Source organism: Brevundimonas sp. NPDC090276 (assembly GCF_044772165.1).
Classification (GTDB): domain Bacteria; phylum Pseudomonadota; class Alphaproteobacteria; order Caulobacterales; family Caulobacteraceae; genus Brevundimonas.
The window spans coordinates 818563-835195 of the sequence record NZ_JBIVYK010000001.1 but is presented as its reverse complement, the minus strand read 5'-3'; the positions used below and the strand labels follow the sequence as shown (position 1 = coordinate 835195).

Genomic DNA, 16633 nt, shown 5'->3' with positions numbered 1-16633 from the left:
ACCTACATCCCGGCGATGCGGGCGGCGATCTCGCGCATGAAGCCGCCCAGCAGCGCCCCCATCAGCGGCAGGAACAGCAGCAGCGAGACGAAGATGGCGATGATCTTGGGCGCGTAGATCAGGGTCTGTTCCTGAATCTGCGTCAGGGCCTGAAACAGGCCGATGACCACGCCGACCACCAGGCCGACGACGAGCACGGGGGCGCACAGCTGGATCGTCAGCCAGATGGCGTCACGGCCAATATCCAGAACTTCCGCGCCGCTCATCACCACTCCCGGGAACCGGGCAGAAAATGCCGACAGGATGGTTAACAGGCCGTTTACCTCAAGCGATAGAAGCGCACTCCCCTCCCCCGTCATCCTCCGGCGAGCGGAGTGAGACCGGGGGACCCAGCGGCGCCGAAGGCGAGCTTCTCACGCCGCGCTCGGGACAGGGTCGCGCTCACGCGCGCCGCTGGGTCCCCCGGTCTGCGCCGCTGCGCGGCTTGCCGGAGGATGACGGCGATGGAAAATCAGTCGCCGTTCGCGCCGGCGCACGGTCCGTTTCGTCCCGCATCGGCCTTAACGGCTGGATTGATCGGCCGGTCCGGCTATATGGACAAGCCATGACCGACCACGCGCACAAACCCTCCGTCTCGCAGGCCGAAGCCGAAGCCGCCGTCCGCACCCTGATCCAGTGGGCGGGCGACAATCCCGACCGCGAGGGTCTGCTGGAGACGCCCAAGCGCGTGGCCAAGTCCTATCGTGAGCTGTTCCAGGGCTATGAGGTCGAGCCGCGCGAGTATCTGGAGAAGACCTTCGAGGAAGTCGGCGGTTACGATGAACTGGTCGTCCTGAAGGACATCCGCTTCGTCAGCTTCTGCGAGCACCACATGCTGCCGGTGGTGGGCAAGGCCCACGTCGGCTACCTGCCGACCGACCGCGTCGTCGGCATCTCCAAGCTGGCCCGGGTGGTGCGTGGCTTCGCGCGCCGCCTGCAGATCCAGGAAAAGATGACGTCGGAAATCGCCCACGCCATCCAGGACGTGCTGCGCCCGCACGGCGTCGGCGTGGTCATCGAGGCCGAGCACAGCTGCATGACCATGCGCGGCGTCGACGCCCCCGGCGCCAGCCTGTCGACCAGCTGCCTGCTGGGCACGGTCCGCGAAGACCCCCGGACGCGCGAGGAATTCCTGCGCCTCGTCCGGGGCTGATCCTCACGCCCCCTACCCCTTGATGAAGGCCAGCAGGTCGGCGTTGATGACGTCGGCGTGGGTGGTGCACATCCCGTGCGGCAGGCCGGGATAGACCTTCAGCGTGCCGTTCTTCAGCAGAGGCGCCGACAGCCGGGCCGAGTCGTCGATGGGCACGATCTGGTCGTCGTCGCCGTGCAGGACCAGGGTCGGCACGGTGATGGCCTTCAGGTCATCGGTGAAGTCGGTCTCCGAAAAGGCCTTGATGCAGTCATAGTGGGCCTTGGCCCCGCCCTGCATCCCCTGACGCCACCAGTTGTCGATGACGCCCGGCGACACCTGCGCGCCGTCGCGGTTGAAGCCGTAGAAAGGACCAGCCGGCACGTCGCGATAGAACTGCGCCCGGTTGGCCGCCAGGGCGGCGCGGAAGCCGTCGAAGACCTCCAGCGGCAAGCCGCCGGGATTGGCCTCGGTCTTCAGCATCGAGGGCGGCACGGCGCCGATCAGCACCGCCTTGGCCACGCGTCCGTCCGGCTCGCCGTGCCGGGCGACGTAGCGTGCGACCTCGCCCCCGCCGGTCGAGTGGCCGATATGGACGGCGTCGCGCAGGTCCAGATGCTTCGCGAGCGCCGCCACGTCGGCGGCGTAGGTGTCCATCTCATTGCCTTCGGCCGTCTGGGTCGAACGGCCGTGGCCGCGCCGGTCATGGGCGATGACGCGATAGCCCTGTGCCAGGAAGAAAAGCATCTGGGCGTCCCAGTCGTCCGCGCTCAATGGCCAGCCATGGTGGAAGACCAGCGGCTGCCCGGCCCCCCAGTCCTTGTAAAATATCTCGGTTCCGTCGTCGGTCGTGATGTAAGGCATGGTCAGCATCCTGTGGCCATGGGCCCGCAGCGGGCCCGTTGGTGGGGAGCACGCACGCGCCTGACGTCATGGACAGCAATCCCGCGTCAGGTCGAAAACTGGATATGAAAGGGCCGGGAAGGTCGCCCCGTGGGTGAACCTAGCATGGGCGGCCCCGCATCGGGCCCGCCCGCCGATCACGAATCCGCGCGGCGATGTCCCGCAAGGCGCCGCGATCTGGCCGGGTGCATGGGCCGGGACGGCTTTTCGTGCCACCCTCGGGTCTTGGCCGTTCAGGCGTGCGGCGGTCGGCGAGGAGCCTGGGATATGAAACCTGCTTCGGTCCGACTGGTCCCTCATGACCCTCTATGGTCTGAGCAGGCTCGCGCCGAGGCCCTCGCCCTGGCGGCCGCCCTCGGCTCCAACCTGCTGACCGTCCACCACATCGGCTCGACCGCCATCCCGGGAATCGTCGCCAAGCCGGTGATCGACCTGATGCCCGTCGTCGCCTCTCTGGCGGCCTTCGATCGCCAGCGGCAGGCGATGGAATCCCTCGGCTATCGATGGAGGGGCGAAGGCGGGCTTGCCGATCGCCGCTATTGCACCCGCAGCAATCCCGCGACCGGACGCCGTCTGATTCAGGCCCACGCCTATGAAGACGGCGGCGCCGCCATTGCGCGCCACCTGGCGTTTCGCGACTACCTGCGTGAACACCCCGACATCGCCGCCACCTATCAGGGGGAGAAGATGCGGTGCCGGGACCTCTGCCCCGCCGACAAGTCCGCCTATAGCGACTGCAAGGCGGACTGGATCAGACGGATCGAGGCGGAGGCGCTGATCTGGGCCGAGCGTCGCCTCGGCTGACCGGCGCCCTTCTTGCGTAGTCCTGCCTGAAGGAGGCCTCGTCATGGGTTGGAGCGTGTTTTCGTCTCATAATGAGCCGCCGCCGATCATGCGCGGCGGGTGGCTGGACGCGCTGCGCTTCATCGTGGCCGCGATGATCATCCTGCATCATTTCCAGGCCTCGGCGCCCGTGCATCTGGCCGAGGCGGTGCATCCGGTGTTCGAGCGGGGCGGCTTCCTGCTGACCAACTTCTTCCTGATCGACAGCGGCTATGTGCTGATGCGGGTCTACGGCGCCTCGGTCGCGGGCGGGCGGATGTCCCATGGCGACTTCTTCCTCAAGCGGTCGCTGCGGGTGTTTCCCGCACATCTCATCATGCTGGCCCTGCTGGTGGCCATGGTGCTGCTGGGCACGGCCATTGGCCTGCCGCCCAGCCATCCCGAGTGGTTCGCCTGGGATCAACTGCCGGCGCAGGCGGCCCTGGTCCAGTCGTTCGGCGTTTACGGCGGCCTGGGTTGGAACGCGCCCAGTTGGTCGATCTCGGCCCTGCTGGGCTGCTATCTGGCCTTCCCCTGGGTGCTGCGCGGCCTGACGCGGGTCGGGCCGTGGCTGGCGTTGGGCCTGGTGGTGGTCGGCTATCTGGCGGCCAATGAGCTGGCCTGGGCCATCCTGAAGTTTCCCATCTATCAGATGCCGCTGAACCTCGGCATCTGGCGCGCCCTGCCCCTGTTCATCCTCGGCATGGGGCTGGCCTGGTTCGCCCAAGGGGTCTGGATCCATCCGCGCGCCGCCGGCTGGGCCCTGTTGCTGGCGACGATCGGTCTGGCGACGGCGCAATATTTCGACAAGAACGCCCTGATCTCGCTGGCCTTCATCTCGATCATCATTCTGGCCGCAGGCGCGGTTCCGGTGACAAAGCCGTCGAAACTGGTCGAACAGGCGGCGGTGGTCTCCTTCGCCATGTTCATCTCGAATGAAGTCGTCCGCATCGGCTGGTTCGGTCTGGCCGAGGCCACGGCCAACCGGCTGAACCTGGGCGAGGCCTGGCGCTGGCTGCTGTGGGTCATGGGCGTCGGCGCAGCCTTCGTCTTCGCCTTCCTGTTCCACTACGGCGTCGACAACCCGATCCAGAAACGCATCCGCGCCTGGCTGAAGAAGCGCGGTCACGCCCGCGCCGAGATCAAGGAACCGGTGGTCTCGCTGGAGGGCTAACCCGTCGCGCCGACCAGATGCAGCACATTGCCGTCGGGATCCTTGAACCAGGCCAGACGCAGGGCGCCGCAGGTGTGGATGTCGCCGTCGTGCGGCAGGGCGTCATACTGTTCGAAGGCTACGCCCTTGGCCTTGAGCCCGGCCACGATGTCGTCCAGCTCGACGCCGACGTCCCAGCTGACGGCATTGGCCTGATTGGTCCCGGCGAAGTCGGATTGATAGACCGTCAGCCAGGTCGAGCCGGTGCGATAGCCCAGCATTCCCTCATTCGAAGTGTCGGCCAGGTTCAGTTCCAGCACGTCGGAATAGAAGGCCCGGGCGCGATCCAGGTCCTTCACCGCCACGATGGCCGAGGAGTTCTTGTTCTTGAGCATGAGGTCTCTCCGTGATGCGGAGAGAACCGCTGAGGGCGGGGTTCGATCCGCCCCTCATCCGAAGAGACGACAATCGCGTCAGATCGGCATCCGCATGATTTCCTGATAGGCCGAGATGACCTGGTCGCGGACGGCCATGACGGTTTCCAGCGAGGCTTCGGCCGACGAGACGGCGGTGACGACGTCGATCAGGCTGCCCTGGCCCTGGACCATCTGGCTCATCTGGGTTTCGGCGCCGCGCGTCTGCTGCGCCGTCTGCGTCATGACGTTCTGCAGCAGTTCCGAGAAGCCCGGCCCCTGCGCCGCCGAAGCGGCGCTCGGCGGCGTCGCGGTCGGCATGGCGCCGCCCTGAACCGCTGCATAGGCCTTGGCCGCCATCATGGGATTCATGGCCTAGCCCTTACTTCTTGATGATGTCGAGGGTGCGGGACTCCATGTTCCGCGCCGTCTCGATGACGTTCAGGTTGGCCTCGTAGGCGCGTTGCGCCTCGCGCATGTCCATGGCCTCGACCAGGGTGTCGACGTTAGGCCGCTGGACATAGCCCTCGGCGTTGGCCGCCGGGTGCGAGGGGTCGTATTCCACGCGGAAGGGGCTCTGGTCCGGGCGAACCTCGGCCAGGACCACGCCGGTGGCGCCGTCGACCTTGCGCGCCTGAAAGACCGGGGTCTGGCGGCGATAGGGCTCGCCGCCCGCGACGGTGGCCGTCGACTGGGCGTTGGCGATGTTCTCGGCGATGATGCGCATGCGCGACTGCTGCGCCTTCAGGGCGCCGGCGGCGACGCCCATGGCGGTGCTGCGCGGGCTGACGGGACGACCGTTGACGGGATCAGGCATGGTTCAGTCTCCCTCAGACGCCGGGCTTCTTGGCGGCCATGCGGATCATCTGCATGGACTTCTGGTAGAAGCCGATGGCCGCGTCATAGGCCATGCGGCTCTCGGCCATCTTGAGCATCTGCTCCTCGACCACGACCGAGTTGCCGTCGAGCGTGGTCTCGGAATCCGGCGCGTTCAGCGACTCGAAGCGGGCGGTCTGTCCCGCCGGCGAGATGTGGCGGGCATTGGTGGCGACCATCTTCAAACCGCCGCCGGTGCGCATGGCCTCGGCGAAGTCGGTCGGCGCCTTCAGGTCGCGCGCCATGAAGCCGGGGGTGTCGGAGTTGGCGACGTTCTGGGCGATCACGCGCTGACGATCGTCGAGCCATCCGAGACGGCCCTTGATCTGGTTCAGCAGCGGAATGTCGGTGACGGACACTCTGGTCCCCTCGAACGGTTGATCGGCAGAATTTGCCGCCTCCATGGTTAATATTCGGTGTTTCTAAACGCAGCGTTAACCACGAGCCGCGAAACGTGCGGGCGAAGCGGCGCGCATACAGGCGCCGCATTCCCGCGCCTTGGGGGCCTCGAAACCGCATGAATTTCCTCGACCTGTTCCGGGCGGTGTTCGGCCTGGCGATCACCCTGGGCCTGATCGGCCTGGCCGCCTGGGCGGCGCGGCGCTATGCGCCCCAGGTGCTGGCGAAGTTCCAGGCCGAGCGCGGGGCGCGAAGGCTGCAGGTCATCGAGACCCTGGTGCTGGACCCGGCACGGCGTCTGGTCCTGGTGCGGGTCGACGCCGAGGAGCGGCTGATCCTGCTGGGCGAAGGCCGCGAGCTGGTCGAACCGCGCGGCCCGGTGGCCCAATCGGGAGACGCGAAATGAGCCGCCCTGCCCTCTTCGCCCTCCCCTCGCGCGCCGAGCTGAAGCGCGCCGCCCTGCTGTCGCTGATCACCACGGCCCTGTGTCTGGTCTGGCCGCTGGGCGCGCTGGCTCAGGAGGTGGCGCAGAACGGTTCGGCCATCAACATCGACCTCGGGAGCGGTGCGGGCCTGACCCAGCGGGTGGTTCAGCTGGTCGGGCTGATGACCGTCCTGTCGCTGGCGCCCTCCATCGTCATCATGACCACCAGCTTTGTGCGCATCATCGTGGTGCTGAGCCTGCTGCGCACCGCCCTGGGGATGCAGCAGTCGCCGCCGAACGCCGTCCTGGTGTCGCTGGCCCTGTTCCTGAGCGCCATCGTCATGGCTCCGACCTGGCAGGACGCCTATGATTCGGGCATCCGGCCGCTGATGGATCAGCAGATGGAGCTGCCTCAGGCCTTCGATGCGGCCTCCGAACCGGTGAAAACCTTCATGCTGGCCCAGGTGGATCGCGGCGACCTCGCCCTGTTCACCCGGCTGTCGAAAATCACCCCTCCGACGGACGTGCAGGAACTGCCCCTGCGGGTGGTCACCCCGGCCTTCATGATCAGCGAGCTGAAGAAGGCCTTCACGATCGGATTTCTTCTTTTCGTTCCGTTCCTTGTGATCGATCTGGTGGTCGCCAGCGTGCTCATGTCCATGGGTATGATGATGCTGCCGCCGGTGGTGATTTCCCTGCCATTCAAACTGATCTTCTTCGTCCTGGTGGACGGCTGGAGACTGGTCGCGGGCAGCCTGGTCGAGAGCTTCCAGAAAGCGGCCGGCGGGGGATAAGTCCCCGCCCTCAGGGGCTTTGCGCGTCATGCGGGCTTGCCAAGCTGCGCCAAACACGTGTTGATCCTCAGGTCTTCGTCCGGGAATCGGACGACCACCTTTGGGAAAACCCTCATGACCACTCAAGCCGAACTGATCGCCGCCGTCGCCAAGGACGCTGGTGTCTCGCAGGCCGACGCCGGCCGCGTCCTCGACGCGATCGTCAAGAACATCCACAAGAGCCTGGTTTCGGGTTCGGACGTCCGCATCTCGAACCTGGGCGTGTTCGACACCGCCGAGCGCGCCGAGCGCGAAGGCCGCAACCCGGCCACCGGCGCGACCATCAAGATCGCCGCTTCGAAGGCTGTGCGCTTCCGCGTGTCGAAGCCGCTGAAGGACGCCGTCAACGGCTAAGCCTTCGGACCCGAACGGGTCCATGGCTCCCCGCTGCCAGCGCACTTTGCGCCAATAGCTGGGAGCCTGCTTCCCTCAAGCAGCCTTGCGCCGCGCGCAAGGCGGTAGGGAAACAAGAATGATCAGGCGGCTCCGGCCGCCTGAGGACGGGCGGGGGTCGCAGGGCGGTCTCCGCCCGTTTTCTGTCTGAACTCGGCCTTCGTCGCCGCGATCCAGCCGGCATAGGTGTCGGCGCCGGCGCTGAGGGCGGCGAAGTCCTGCGGACGGCCGGAGCCGTCGGCCCCGTCCAGCCCAGCCAGGGCGATGCGGATCGCTCCCGGCGAACGGGCCTTGTCGGCGAAACCCGCATAGTTGTTCGACAGACGGTTCAGCCCGCCCGCATCGCGCGCCAGCGAATAGCCGACCCCGGCGCGGATCAGCCGGTTCTCCTCATCCGCCGTCAGCGGAATCAGGGCGTCGCGATAGCGGTTCCCGAGCTGCTGCTCATAGATCGCGGCGGCCGCGCCCCACTGCTGCTGCTTCCAGAGGATCTCGGCGCGCACGTCGCGGGCGGCGGGCGAGGCGTCCTTGGCCAGGATCTCCAGCGCGTGGTCGTAGCGGCCCAGTTCCATCAGGGCGCGGGCCTCAAGCGCGCGGCGCTCGCTGTTCATGGCCGTGGGCAATAGAGTGGTGCGCGACGACCAGAGGGCCTGCAGGGCCTCTTCCGGCTGGCGGTTCATCAGATAGACAGCGGCCAGGTTGGTAGAGACCTGAGCCTTGGCCACGCCGTCGAGGCGGTTGTCGGCCTGATACTTCAGCAGCTCGGCCGCCTGATCCAGCAGGTCGACGTCGATCAGGCGCCGGGCCAGACGCCGCACCATCTCGTCGCCATCGGCGCCGACCGGGGTCAGTTCGCGGAAGTCGAAGAAGAGGGCCAGGGCCTGCACCGGCTGCAGGCCGTCGGCGGCGCCGTCGAGGAAGAGGGCGCGGAAGGCGTTGTCCAGATCGGCCTGTAGCTTGTCGCCGCCGGGCAGGACCACGATCTTGCGGCCCGCCGCCTTCAGCGTGGTCAGGGCCTCGCGATAGCGGCCTTGCGACAGGTAGAGCTCGCCCAGGCTGCGGATCACGGCCAGTTCGGTGCCGTCGCCGCGCCAGCGCCACTTCAGGGCTTCCAGCTGAGCAGCGGCCTGATCCGGCTTCATCGTCCCCCTGGCCATCTCCAGACGCACCACGCCGAGGCGGGCGGGGGTGGAAATGCCGTCCAGCGGGGCGCGGGCCACGGCCTTGTACAGAGCCAGGGCCTGGGCCGGCTTCTGTTCCAGCTCGAACAACTTGGCCTGAACCAGACGAGCGGTCAGCTGATCCGCCGCCGATATCCCCGGCTGGCTGAAGACATAGGCCAGCAGCTCGCGCGCCGCGTCCAGATCGCCGGTTTCGACGGCGGCGAGGGCATGGGCCGTGCCGAATCGGGCGCGCCATTCGGGGGTGAAGTTGTCGACCACGCCGGCGCCGGCGGCGAAGGCCTGACGCGCCGTGGTCCAGTCGCTGCGCTGGGCGGCGATATAGCCCTGCCAGACGCGGGTGGAGGGATCCCCCGCCAGAGCCCCGGCGGAAAAGTCGGCCTCCGCCTCGGCCAGGCGGCCGATGGAGGCGCGGGCGGCGCCGCGCAGGCCGCGCACCTCGGCCACGCCCTGCATGGCCGGGGTCTGCTTGACCAGGGCGTTCAGCACCCCGATGGCCTCGTAACCCAGCCCCTGCCCCACCAGGAAACGGGCGTAGGCCAGTCGGGCCTCGATGGGCGCGCGCGGGTCCTCGGCGGCGCGGCCGCTCTCCAGCTCGGCGGCGACCTGTAGCGCGCGATGGCGGTCGCCGAAGGTCTCGGCCCCCAGATCGGCCCAGTCGGAGATGATCAGGGCCGGGCGGACGGCGGCGCGCGGGGCCTGGGTCTGCGGCGCGGCGGCCTCGAGACCGACCGTCGGCGGCGACAGGCGCAGGCCTTTCGGTCGCGACAGGGTGACGATGTCGCCCTCGGCCTTGACCGTCAGGTCGTCGGTCGGGGTCTCGACCGCCAGACCATGGGCGGTGGGCAGCAGAGCCAGATCAACGGTGCGACGCCCGGTCCTCAGCCCCTTGCCGGGGGCCAGGGCGGTGACGGCGGCGAAACGGTCGCCGACCATGGGATCGGTCAGCCAGACGGTCCTGGTGGCCCCGGCCATGCGTGCGGTCAGGGCGGTCTGGACGCTGTCGTCGCGGCCGATGTCGATCCCGCTGGCGGCGGTGGTCGGCCCGCCCAGGGTGATGGTCCAGGCGGCCCCGTCCGCGCGGGCGGACACCCCCTGCCCTTCGGCGACCGGAATACGGATGGCGGTGAAGTCCGGCCCGGCGGCCCAGCGCGCCTTGGCCGCGTCGCCGGCTTTCGCAGCGGCGGGCATATTCATGCGGGCAGCGGCGTCGAACACCACCCAGACCGCGTCGCCGCGTCTGAAGACGGCGGCCCCGACCGGGGCGGCCCAGGTGAAGGTCAGGCGGGTCGTCGCGTCCTTGACCTCGGCGGTGACGGGCACGGCCCCGTCGGCGGGCACGACCGAGGGCCTTGTTCCCTCCGGCGCGGCGCCGGGGGCGTAGAGGTTGAGCCAGACCGCGCCGTCGGCGGCGCCGGAACGGACGCCGGCCCCTTCGGCCAGGGTCAGGACCAGTTCGGTGGCGCCCTGGACGGAGCGGGTCTCGACCTTCTCCACCCCCTTCGGCGGGTCGACGCGCAGACGGCTGACATCGGGAGCGGCGGTCGTGCCGATACGGATGATGACGGCGCGGCCGTCCTGGCGCACCCGGGCGCGCGACCCAACGGCTCCGGCGAATTCGACCTTGGTGAAGCCGGCGTTGGCGCCGACGCGGATCTCGACCGGATCGCCCGAGCGCGGTCCCGCGCCCTCGGCGTGCGGGGCCAGGGGCGCGAAGACGACGACGCCCGCCGCGGCGGCCGCCACGGTCGTCTTCAGAACGCGCTTGCTGGCGGTTGCCCCGGACATACGCGCGCACCCTCGCGCGAAGGGCTTTAATCGCGGTTAACGTCGGTTAAAGCGCCGCTGAAAAAACCTTCCTACGTGGGTAGGACAAAACACCCGCTTGCGACGCGCGCGCGAAAGGCCGACATCGGCGGTATCGACGTTACCGTCACCCCGTTCTGTCAGGCGCCAGTCATGTCCGACCCCGTTTACCCGCCCCTCAGCCCGCTGAAGACCGGCATCCGCTGCCGCTGCCCGCGCTGCGGCGTCGGCCCGCTGTTCCAGGGCTATCTGACCATCCGCAAGGAATGCACGAACTGCGGCCTGGACTACGGCTTCGCCGACCCGGCGGACGGCCCGGCCTTCTTCGTCATGTCGGCGGTCGGCGTCGTCGGCATGATCGGCTTCATGATCTTCGAGTTCAACGTCCACCCGCCGGTCTGGGTGCACTTCGTCGTCACCCTGCCGATCCTGGCCCTCATGTGCCTGGGCGTGCTGCGCCCCTTCAAGGGCTGGCTGGTGGCCGAACAGTTCTTCCACAAGGCCGCTCCGCCCGAGTTCGAGAGCGTGGGCAAGCATGGCGAGGGCTACGGCTGGCGCGGCCAGGCCGAACGCGCCGCCCGCGACGAGGCGCGCAACAAGGGGTGAGCTTCGGGCTCTGGTCTTCGAGATGGAAAGGACGCCGGGCCCGCCCCAGCGTCCTTTTTTCATGCCTTAGCGCACCACCCGCAGCGTCACGCCCACGGTGCGCGGCGCGCCGAGGAAGGCGCCCAGCGTGCCCGACTGGAAGGGCGCGCCGAAGGCCACCTGGCGGTAGTCCTGATCGAACAGGTTCTTGCCCCACAGTTCGACGCTCCAGGCCTCGTCCCTGGCGAGCGCCACCCGACCGTCGACCAGCCAGAAGCCCGGCTGGCTCTTGGCCGGATCGAGGTCCGAGCCGGTGTTGTATTCCGACGAATACTTGGCCGCGAGGGTGACACGGCCCGTCAGGCCCGCAGCCACCGGACGCTCATAGGTTCCCGCCAGCGAACCGCTCCACAGCGGCGCGAAGGCCAGACGGCGACCAGCCAGCAGCGGCAGGCCCGCAATGGGGTCATGGCCATATTCGGTCTGGGCGTAGGTCACCCCGCCCTGCAGCGACAGCCCCTCGACCGGCAGGAACATGAAGTCCGCCTCGACGCCCTTGGCCCGCACCTGCGGGATTGAGCGCACCAGGAAGGTGGTGCCGAGGAAGGTGTTGAGCTGGAAGTCCTCATAGGTCTGGCGGAAGGCGGCGGCGCCGACCAGCAGGCGACGGTCCAGCAGGACGCTCTTGACCCCGGCCTCCCAGGCGTCGGCGGTCTCCGCTCCAAAAGCACGCGAGGCGTCGGGCACGAGACTGGTCTGCCCCCGGTCCAGATTGAAGCCGCCGTTCTTGCGGCCGCGCGACCAGCCGGCGTAGAGGCGCGTGCTCTCGGTCGCCTGATATTCGGCGCGGGCCAGACCGGTCCAGGCCTCGTCCTTGACCGTGTCGGTCTGCTTCAGGCCGTTGAAGGCCGGGTTCGACCACGGCAGGCACAGGGTGGCGTTGCTCACGCCATGGGCCAGGGCGGCGGCGCAGGCGCGGCCGCCGTCGGTGTTGTCATAGGCCGCGCCCATGTCCTTGGTTTCATGGGTGCGCCGCAGGCCCCCGGTCAGGGTCAGGCGGTCGGTGACGGCATAGGAGGCCTGGGCAAACAGGGCGGCGCTCTGCGTCGTCTGCCAGTAGCGGTCGCGCTGGCCCTCGCCCTCGACGAAACTCTGGCCCACCGGCAGTCCGGTCAGGGTCGAGACATAGGTCGGATCGCCCAGCGGATTGGCGCCGTTGCGCGACAGCAGGCGGCTGACATAGGCCTCGTAGTCCGCGCCGTAGTAGAGGCTGTCGCGACGCGTCAGCTTCTCGTCCGACAGGAAGAGCCCCGCCGACCAGTCCAGACGATCGCGGCGGCCCGACAGGCGGACCTCCTGCGTCAGGGTGCGGAAGCGGTTGGACCAGCTGCCGTCGTCGGGGCGATAGGCCAGGTCGGCCGAGGTGAAGTCCCAGTCCTGACTGATGACGCCGCGCCAGTCGCGCACCGCCGTGGTGCTGTCCAGCTGGGCCCAGCCCAGATCGGCGGTCAGGTGCAGGGCCAGACCCCGGTCGCGGATGCGGGTGTTGGTGTCGCGGTTCGAGTAGGCGACGCGGCCCCACGGGTTCGGCGTGGCCGCCACTCCGCCGCCGGGGGCGAAGGTCGCCAGAAGCGGCGCCGTGCCGCCGGTGAGCAGTTGCACCCCGACACAGCAGCGCTCGTCCCGCTCGGTCCAGTCGGCGGTCAGGCGGGCGGTCAGCGCCGGCGTGGCCCGCCACAGCAGCTGGCCGCGCAGGGTGTCGTAGTGCTCGGTCTGATCGTCGGTTTCGGTGCGCGGACCGTCGCCCGTTTTCACGTCGTAGAGACCGTCGCGGCGACGCGCGGCGACGTAGAGCCGCCCGGCCAGAACCTCGTCCACGAGGGGACCGGTCAGGGAGACCGAACCGCCCCGGGTCCCGTAGTCGCCGAAGGTGGCCTCGCCCGCCAGACGCGGGGTGAAGGACGGGGCGGCGGTGACGACGTTGATGACGCCGGCCGAGGTGTTCTTGCCGAACAGGGTGGCCTGCGGGCCCTTCAGCACCTCGATGCGCTCGACCTCGCCGAGGTCGCCCAGGGCCACGCCGTTGCGCGGGCGATAGACGCCGTCGATCATGACGCCGACCGAGCTTTCCAGCCCCGGATTGTCGCCCACCGTGCCGACGCCGCGGATGCGGGCCGTGGTGAAGGTCTGGTTCGAGGTCGAGGCCACCACCAGGCCGGGCGTCAGAATCTGCAGGTCCTTGATGTCGCGCACGCCGACGTCGTTCAGCAGGGGCTGGGCCACGACCGTCAGCGACAGGGGCGTCGACGCCAGCGACGCCTCGCGCCGCTGGGCCGTGACCACGATGTCCGACACCTGGGTCGGGCTTTCCGGCGTCGTCTCAGCCAGGGCCGGGGCGGCGAAAACGAACAGGGGCAAGGCGACGGACGCCAACTGCGCGGCGCGGAAGGGGGTCGTCATTGGGGAGGTGAACCGCTTGGGGGCGCGACGGCGCGCGGCCGTATCGCGGACAGAAGCGCGCTCTAGCAGTCAGTTCGGCGGCGTGGAAGCCTCGCCGCCGGTCAGCCTGTGTTGACTTCAGGCGCGCCCGGCCATCGGCCCGGAGGCGCAGGGGGCGAAGCTGACGTCCACCCGGCTGCGATGCCCGTTCAGGTCATTGCGGACGGCGCCGCCGACCTGGCACAGGCTGTCGAGATCCTGCCCGCCGCCGGTTTCAAAGGTCGCGATCACGTCCAGCAGACGTTCTGCCTCGGCCAGCGAGCCCGGCTTCTGATCCAGCAGCCAGCGCTCCAGCCCGCTGAGATCGACCGTCAGACCGCCGGCGCGCACCGCGCCCTCGACCCGTCGGCTAGTCCACTGATGCAGCAGCGTGCGGGCTGCGCTCATGGTCCATTCTTGCGCCATCACGTCCCTCCCGGGCGAAACGTCGATCCGCCCCGGCCTCCCACACCCCGACGAAGGCCGTCAGGCTGACGAAGGTCCAGGCGACCCATTGCAAGGTGACCGCCGCCCATCCCAGTCGCTCATGAGCGAAGAAGGGGGCCAGATGACTGACCACGATGATCAGCTGAAACCCGGCGCAGGCGACCAGCCACCAGCGACGACCATGTTCCGCCAGGCCCCAGAGGGCGGCGAACAGGGCCACATCCACCAGCATCACTCCGATCCGCAGGCCGTCGATGTCCCACGGCAGCAAAAGCACCGACAGGACCTGCGCCGCGGTAAGGGCCAAAACAGCCCATCGCTCTACCGCCCCGCCCCGCCACAGAAGCAGGGTGAAGGCGATCAGGTTGGCGAGGATCAGGATGATCTGGACGGGGTGCATGATGCGACCTCAGCCCGCCCGCCGCACGTTTCCGCCTGGGGCGGCGACCCGATGCGAGCGTCCTCTCATTGACCTGTCACCCTCGACGACCTCGGCGAATTCGAAGTTCACCGCAGGCTTTCGATCGTCTCGAGAACGGGATTGACGAGGCTGGCGCCGACCGCGGCGATCACCAGCCAGGCCAGAGACCAGCCGAGGATCAGCCACAGCAGGGAGCCCCCCAGCTTCCTGGGTCGGCGCCATCCGTCCAACGCGGCATACCGCTCGTAGAGCGACCACCGCATCGTCCTGTTCCCGAACGCTGTCGAAGGCGATGCGGAGACGGGGTCAGATGGCTCAGCGGCGGCGGGCTCGGATAGGGGGATTGATCCCCCTGAGTAGAGATCACTCAGGCGACGCGCGGCTTGCAAACGGTCGGAAACGCCCAGCTTTTCGTAGGCGCGGTGCAGGTGGTTCTGGACGGTGCGCGGCGACAGGTTCAGCTGCTGCGCGATTTCCTTGTCGCCCAGCCGCTGGCCCGCCAGCCGGACAATCTCCAGTTCGCGGGGGGTCAGCTTGGGAATCTCGATTACCCGGGTCACAAGGCAGCGTTAGCGAGCAAAGCAGCATTTCGTCCAGTGATGAATATGCGCATCCCGACGTTTTACTTACGTCGTGGTTATTAAGCGTCACTTCCAATCAAACCGGCATGGCCCGATCCAGCACGACGCGGACGTCTGCACCCGCCGAAAACGCCCCGTAAAGACCGCCGCGCGGACGCAGCCGCAACCGACAGAAAGCCTCGGCGACCGGGCTATCGGCCTCCAGCAGCACCGCGGCCTGAAGCGCCGTCGCAAGGCGTTCGACGGTCCAGCGGACGTCGGTTTCAGCGGCGCCGGTGACGTCCAGATCGGCGATCCAGGCGTCATAGGCCGCGTCCGTCCCTCGCTGCGCCTCAAGGAAGGCGCGCAGGGCCTCAACCGCCTCCGGCTCGCGTCCGAAGGCGCGCAGGACGTCGAGGGCGATGACGTTGCCGGAGCCCTCCCAGATGGCGTTCAGCGGCGACTGGCGGAACAGGCGCGGCATGGGGCCGGCCTCGACATAGCCGGCGCCGCCCAGGCTCTCCATCGCCTCATAGATCATCCCCGGCGCGCGCTTGCAGACCCAGTACTTGGCGATGGGCGTGGCCAGACGGGCGAGCGGATCCTCCTGGTCAAAGGCCTGGGCCAGACGCATGGACAGGGCCGTGGCCGCCTCGCTTTCAACCGCCAGATCGGTCAGGACGGCCGCCATCATCGGCTGGTCGATCAGCCGCTTCTGGAAGGCGGTGCGGTGGGCGGCGTGCCAGATCGCCTGAGCCAAAGCCCCGCGCATCTGTTGGGCCGAGCCGATCACGCAGTCCAGCCGCGTATGCTGGACCATGCGGATGATGGCGGCGACGCCCCGTCCCTCCTCGCCGATCCTTTGAGCGAGCGCGCCGTGATACTCGACCTCGGACGAGGCGTTCGAACGGTCGCCCATCTTGTCCTTTAGCCGCATCACCCGGAAGCCTGCGTTGCGCGTCCCGTCCGGCAGCCAGCGCGGCAGCAGGAAACAGGTCAGGCCGCCCGGCGCCTGGGCCAGGGTCAGGAAGGCGTCGGACATGGGCGCCGAGCAGAACCATTTATGCCCCGTCAAACGATACCAGCCGTCCTCGCCCGTCGCCTCGGCGCGGGTGGCGTTGGCGCGCACGTCGGACCCGCCCTGCTTCTCGGTCATGGCCATGCCGAGGGTGACGCCCGCCTTGTCCGGCGCGGGCCGGACGGCGGGGTCGTAGCGGCCGCCCTTCACCTTTTCGATCCACGACGCGCCCACGCCCGGCTCGACCGCCAGGGCCGGGACCGAGGCGTAGGTCATGGTCATGGGACAGCTGGTTCCCGAATCCGCCTGCCCCGTCAGGAACAGGATGGCGGCGTGAAGGACATGGCCGTTGGCCGTCCCGTCCCAGGCGGCGGAGGCCAGCCCCGCCTCCAGCCCGAGCGTCATCAACTGGTGATAGGCCGGATGAAAGGTCACCTCGTCGATGCGACGGCCATAGCGGTCGTGGGTGTCCAGCACCGGCGGCACGCGGTTGGCCTGCACGCCCCAGTCGATGACCTCGGCTGAACCGCAGCGGGCGCCGAGGGCGGTCAATCGGGCTTCGTGATGCGCCCCGCCCGCCCAGCGCACGGCGTCGAGCAGGGCCCGGTCGCCGGTGAACAGGTTGACGTCCTCCAGCGGCGGCGGCTGGTTGGTCACCTCATGGGTGTCGAGATCGGCGACGGGACGGAAGGGCGACATGGGCGGGCTCCGTTCAGGCTGGGAGCCAGCATGACACGGCCCGCGCGCGAG

General features: G+C 68.7%; 19 protein-coding genes. 7 read left to right on the top strand and 12 right to left on the bottom strand.

Annotated features, from left to right (window positions below):
* Positions 1-2: 2 nt before the first annotated feature.
* Positions 3-269, bottom strand: a complete 267-nt coding sequence (gene fliQ / locus ACIQTU_RS03985; RefSeq protein WP_199183609.1) for a flagellar biosynthesis protein FliQ — start codon at positions 267-269, stop codon at positions 3-5.
* A 335-nt stretch (positions 270-604) separates the two neighbouring features.
* On the opposite strand from fliQ, the gene folE reads away from it, so the two are divergent.
* On the top strand, positions 605-1192 hold the full coding sequence (gene folE, locus ACIQTU_RS03980; protein WP_400542641.1) for a GTP cyclohydrolase I FolE: 588 nt from the start codon (positions 605-607) through the stop codon (positions 1190-1192).
* 12 nt (positions 1193-1204) lie between these two features.
* Here the strand turns inward: folE and ACIQTU_RS03975 are convergent, their stop codons facing one another.
* On the bottom strand, positions 1205-2035 hold the full coding sequence (locus ACIQTU_RS03975) for an alpha/beta fold hydrolase (protein ID WP_400542638.1): 831 nt from the start codon (positions 2033-2035) through the stop codon (positions 1205-1207).
* Between the two features lie 306 nt (positions 2036-2341).
* Here ACIQTU_RS03975 and ACIQTU_RS03970 point away from each other — a divergent pair, with 306 nt between their 5' ends.
* Together ACIQTU_RS03970 and ACIQTU_RS03965 are read left to right on the top strand one after the other, a co-directional pair.
* A complete protein-coding gene (locus ACIQTU_RS03970; protein WP_400542635.1) occupies positions 2342-2878 on the top strand; it encodes a GrpB family protein in 537 nt (178 codons plus the stop codon).
* Positions 2879-2921: 43 nt separating this feature from the next.
* Positions 2922-4070, top strand: a complete 1149-nt coding sequence (locus tag ACIQTU_RS03965) for an acyltransferase family protein (RefSeq protein WP_400542633.1) — start codon at positions 2922-2924, stop codon at positions 4068-4070.
* Here the strand turns inward: ACIQTU_RS03965 and ACIQTU_RS03960 are convergent.
* From ACIQTU_RS03960 to flgB, 4 genes are all read right to left on the bottom strand, one after another.
* Entirely contained in the window at positions 4067-4444 is a 378-nt protein-coding gene (locus ACIQTU_RS03960) for a VOC family protein (RefSeq protein ID WP_400542631.1), read from the bottom strand. The genes ACIQTU_RS03965 and ACIQTU_RS03960 overlap by 4 nt on opposite strands.
* Before the next feature lie 78 nt (positions 4445-4522).
* Positions 4523-4834 (bottom strand): flagellar hook-basal body complex protein FliE, encoded by a 312-nt coding sequence (gene fliE, locus ACIQTU_RS03955; RefSeq protein WP_105564065.1) that lies wholly within the window; start codon positions 4832-4834, stop codon positions 4523-4525.
* 10 nt (positions 4835-4844) lie between these two features.
* Positions 4845-5279 (bottom strand): flagellar basal body rod protein FlgC, encoded by a 435-nt coding sequence (gene flgC / locus ACIQTU_RS03950; RefSeq protein WP_400542628.1) that lies wholly within the window; start codon positions 5277-5279, stop codon positions 4845-4847.
* Between the two features lie 13 nt (positions 5280-5292).
* Positions 5293-5697, bottom strand: coding sequence for a flagellar basal body rod protein FlgB (flgB, locus tag ACIQTU_RS03945; RefSeq protein WP_207825738.1), 405 nt, complete (start codon positions 5695-5697; stop codon positions 5293-5295).
* 158 nt (positions 5698-5855) lie between these two features.
* On the opposite strand from flgB, the gene ACIQTU_RS03940 reads away from it, so the two are divergent.
* The 3 genes from ACIQTU_RS03940 (at position 5856) to ACIQTU_RS03930 (ending at position 7348) form a co-directional block, all read left to right on the top strand.
* Positions 5856-6143 carry a flagellar biosynthetic protein FliO gene (locus ACIQTU_RS03940; RefSeq protein WP_400542624.1) on the top strand — a complete coding sequence of 96 codons (288 nt, stop codon included), beginning with the start codon at positions 5856-5858 and terminating at the stop codon, positions 6141-6143.
* Positions 6140-6955, top strand: a complete 816-nt coding sequence (fliP, locus tag ACIQTU_RS03935) for a flagellar type III secretion system pore protein FliP (RefSeq protein ID WP_400542621.1) — start codon at positions 6140-6142, stop codon at positions 6953-6955. The genes ACIQTU_RS03940 and fliP overlap by 4 nt, the downstream gene beginning before the upstream one ends.
* Positions 6956-7069: 114 nt before the next feature.
* Complete coding sequence (locus ACIQTU_RS03930) at positions 7070-7348, top strand: HU family DNA-binding protein (RefSeq protein ID WP_105564062.1); 279 nt, start codon at positions 7070-7072, stop codon at positions 7346-7348.
* Between the two features lie 122 nt (positions 7349-7470).
* Here the strand turns inward: ACIQTU_RS03930 and ACIQTU_RS03925 are convergent, their stop codons facing one another.
* Positions 7471-10356, bottom strand: a complete 2886-nt coding sequence (locus ACIQTU_RS03925) for a tetratricopeptide repeat protein (protein ID WP_400542618.1) — start codon at positions 10354-10356, stop codon at positions 7471-7473.
* 171 nt (positions 10357-10527) lie between these two features.
* On the opposite strand from ACIQTU_RS03925, the gene ACIQTU_RS03920 reads away from it, so the two are divergent.
* Positions 10528-10980 (top strand): DUF983 domain-containing protein, encoded by a 453-nt coding sequence (locus tag ACIQTU_RS03920; protein WP_400542615.1) that lies wholly within the window; start codon positions 10528-10530, stop codon positions 10978-10980.
* A gap of 66 nt (positions 10981-11046) precedes the next feature.
* Here ACIQTU_RS03920 and ACIQTU_RS03915 read toward each other — a convergent pair whose 3' ends face one another.
* From ACIQTU_RS03915 to ACIQTU_RS03895, 5 genes are all read right to left on the bottom strand, one after another.
* Positions 11047-13419, bottom strand: a complete 2373-nt coding sequence (locus tag ACIQTU_RS03915) for a TonB-dependent receptor (protein ID WP_400542612.1) — start codon at positions 13417-13419, stop codon at positions 11047-11049.
* A gap of 117 nt (positions 13420-13536) precedes the next feature.
* On the bottom strand, positions 13537-13845 hold the full coding sequence (locus ACIQTU_RS03910; protein WP_400542609.1) for a hypothetical protein: 309 nt from the start codon (positions 13843-13845) through the stop codon (positions 13537-13539).
* The gene (locus tag ACIQTU_RS03905) at positions 13808-14284 is read right to left on the bottom strand and encodes a hypothetical protein (RefSeq protein ID WP_400542606.1); all 477 of its coding nucleotides are present in this window, start codon (positions 14282-14284) and stop codon (positions 13808-13810) included. The genes ACIQTU_RS03910 and ACIQTU_RS03905 overlap by 38 nt, the downstream gene beginning before the upstream one ends.
* Before the next feature lie 107 nt (positions 14285-14391).
* Complete coding sequence (locus ACIQTU_RS03900; RefSeq protein ID WP_400542603.1) at positions 14392-14865, bottom strand: response regulator transcription factor; 474 nt, start codon at positions 14863-14865, stop codon at positions 14392-14394.
* 97 nt (positions 14866-14962) lie between these two features.
* Entirely contained in the window at positions 14963-16582 is a 1620-nt protein-coding gene (locus ACIQTU_RS03895) for an acyl-CoA dehydrogenase family protein (RefSeq protein WP_400542600.1), read from the bottom strand.
* Positions 16583-16633 lie beyond the last annotated feature (51 nt).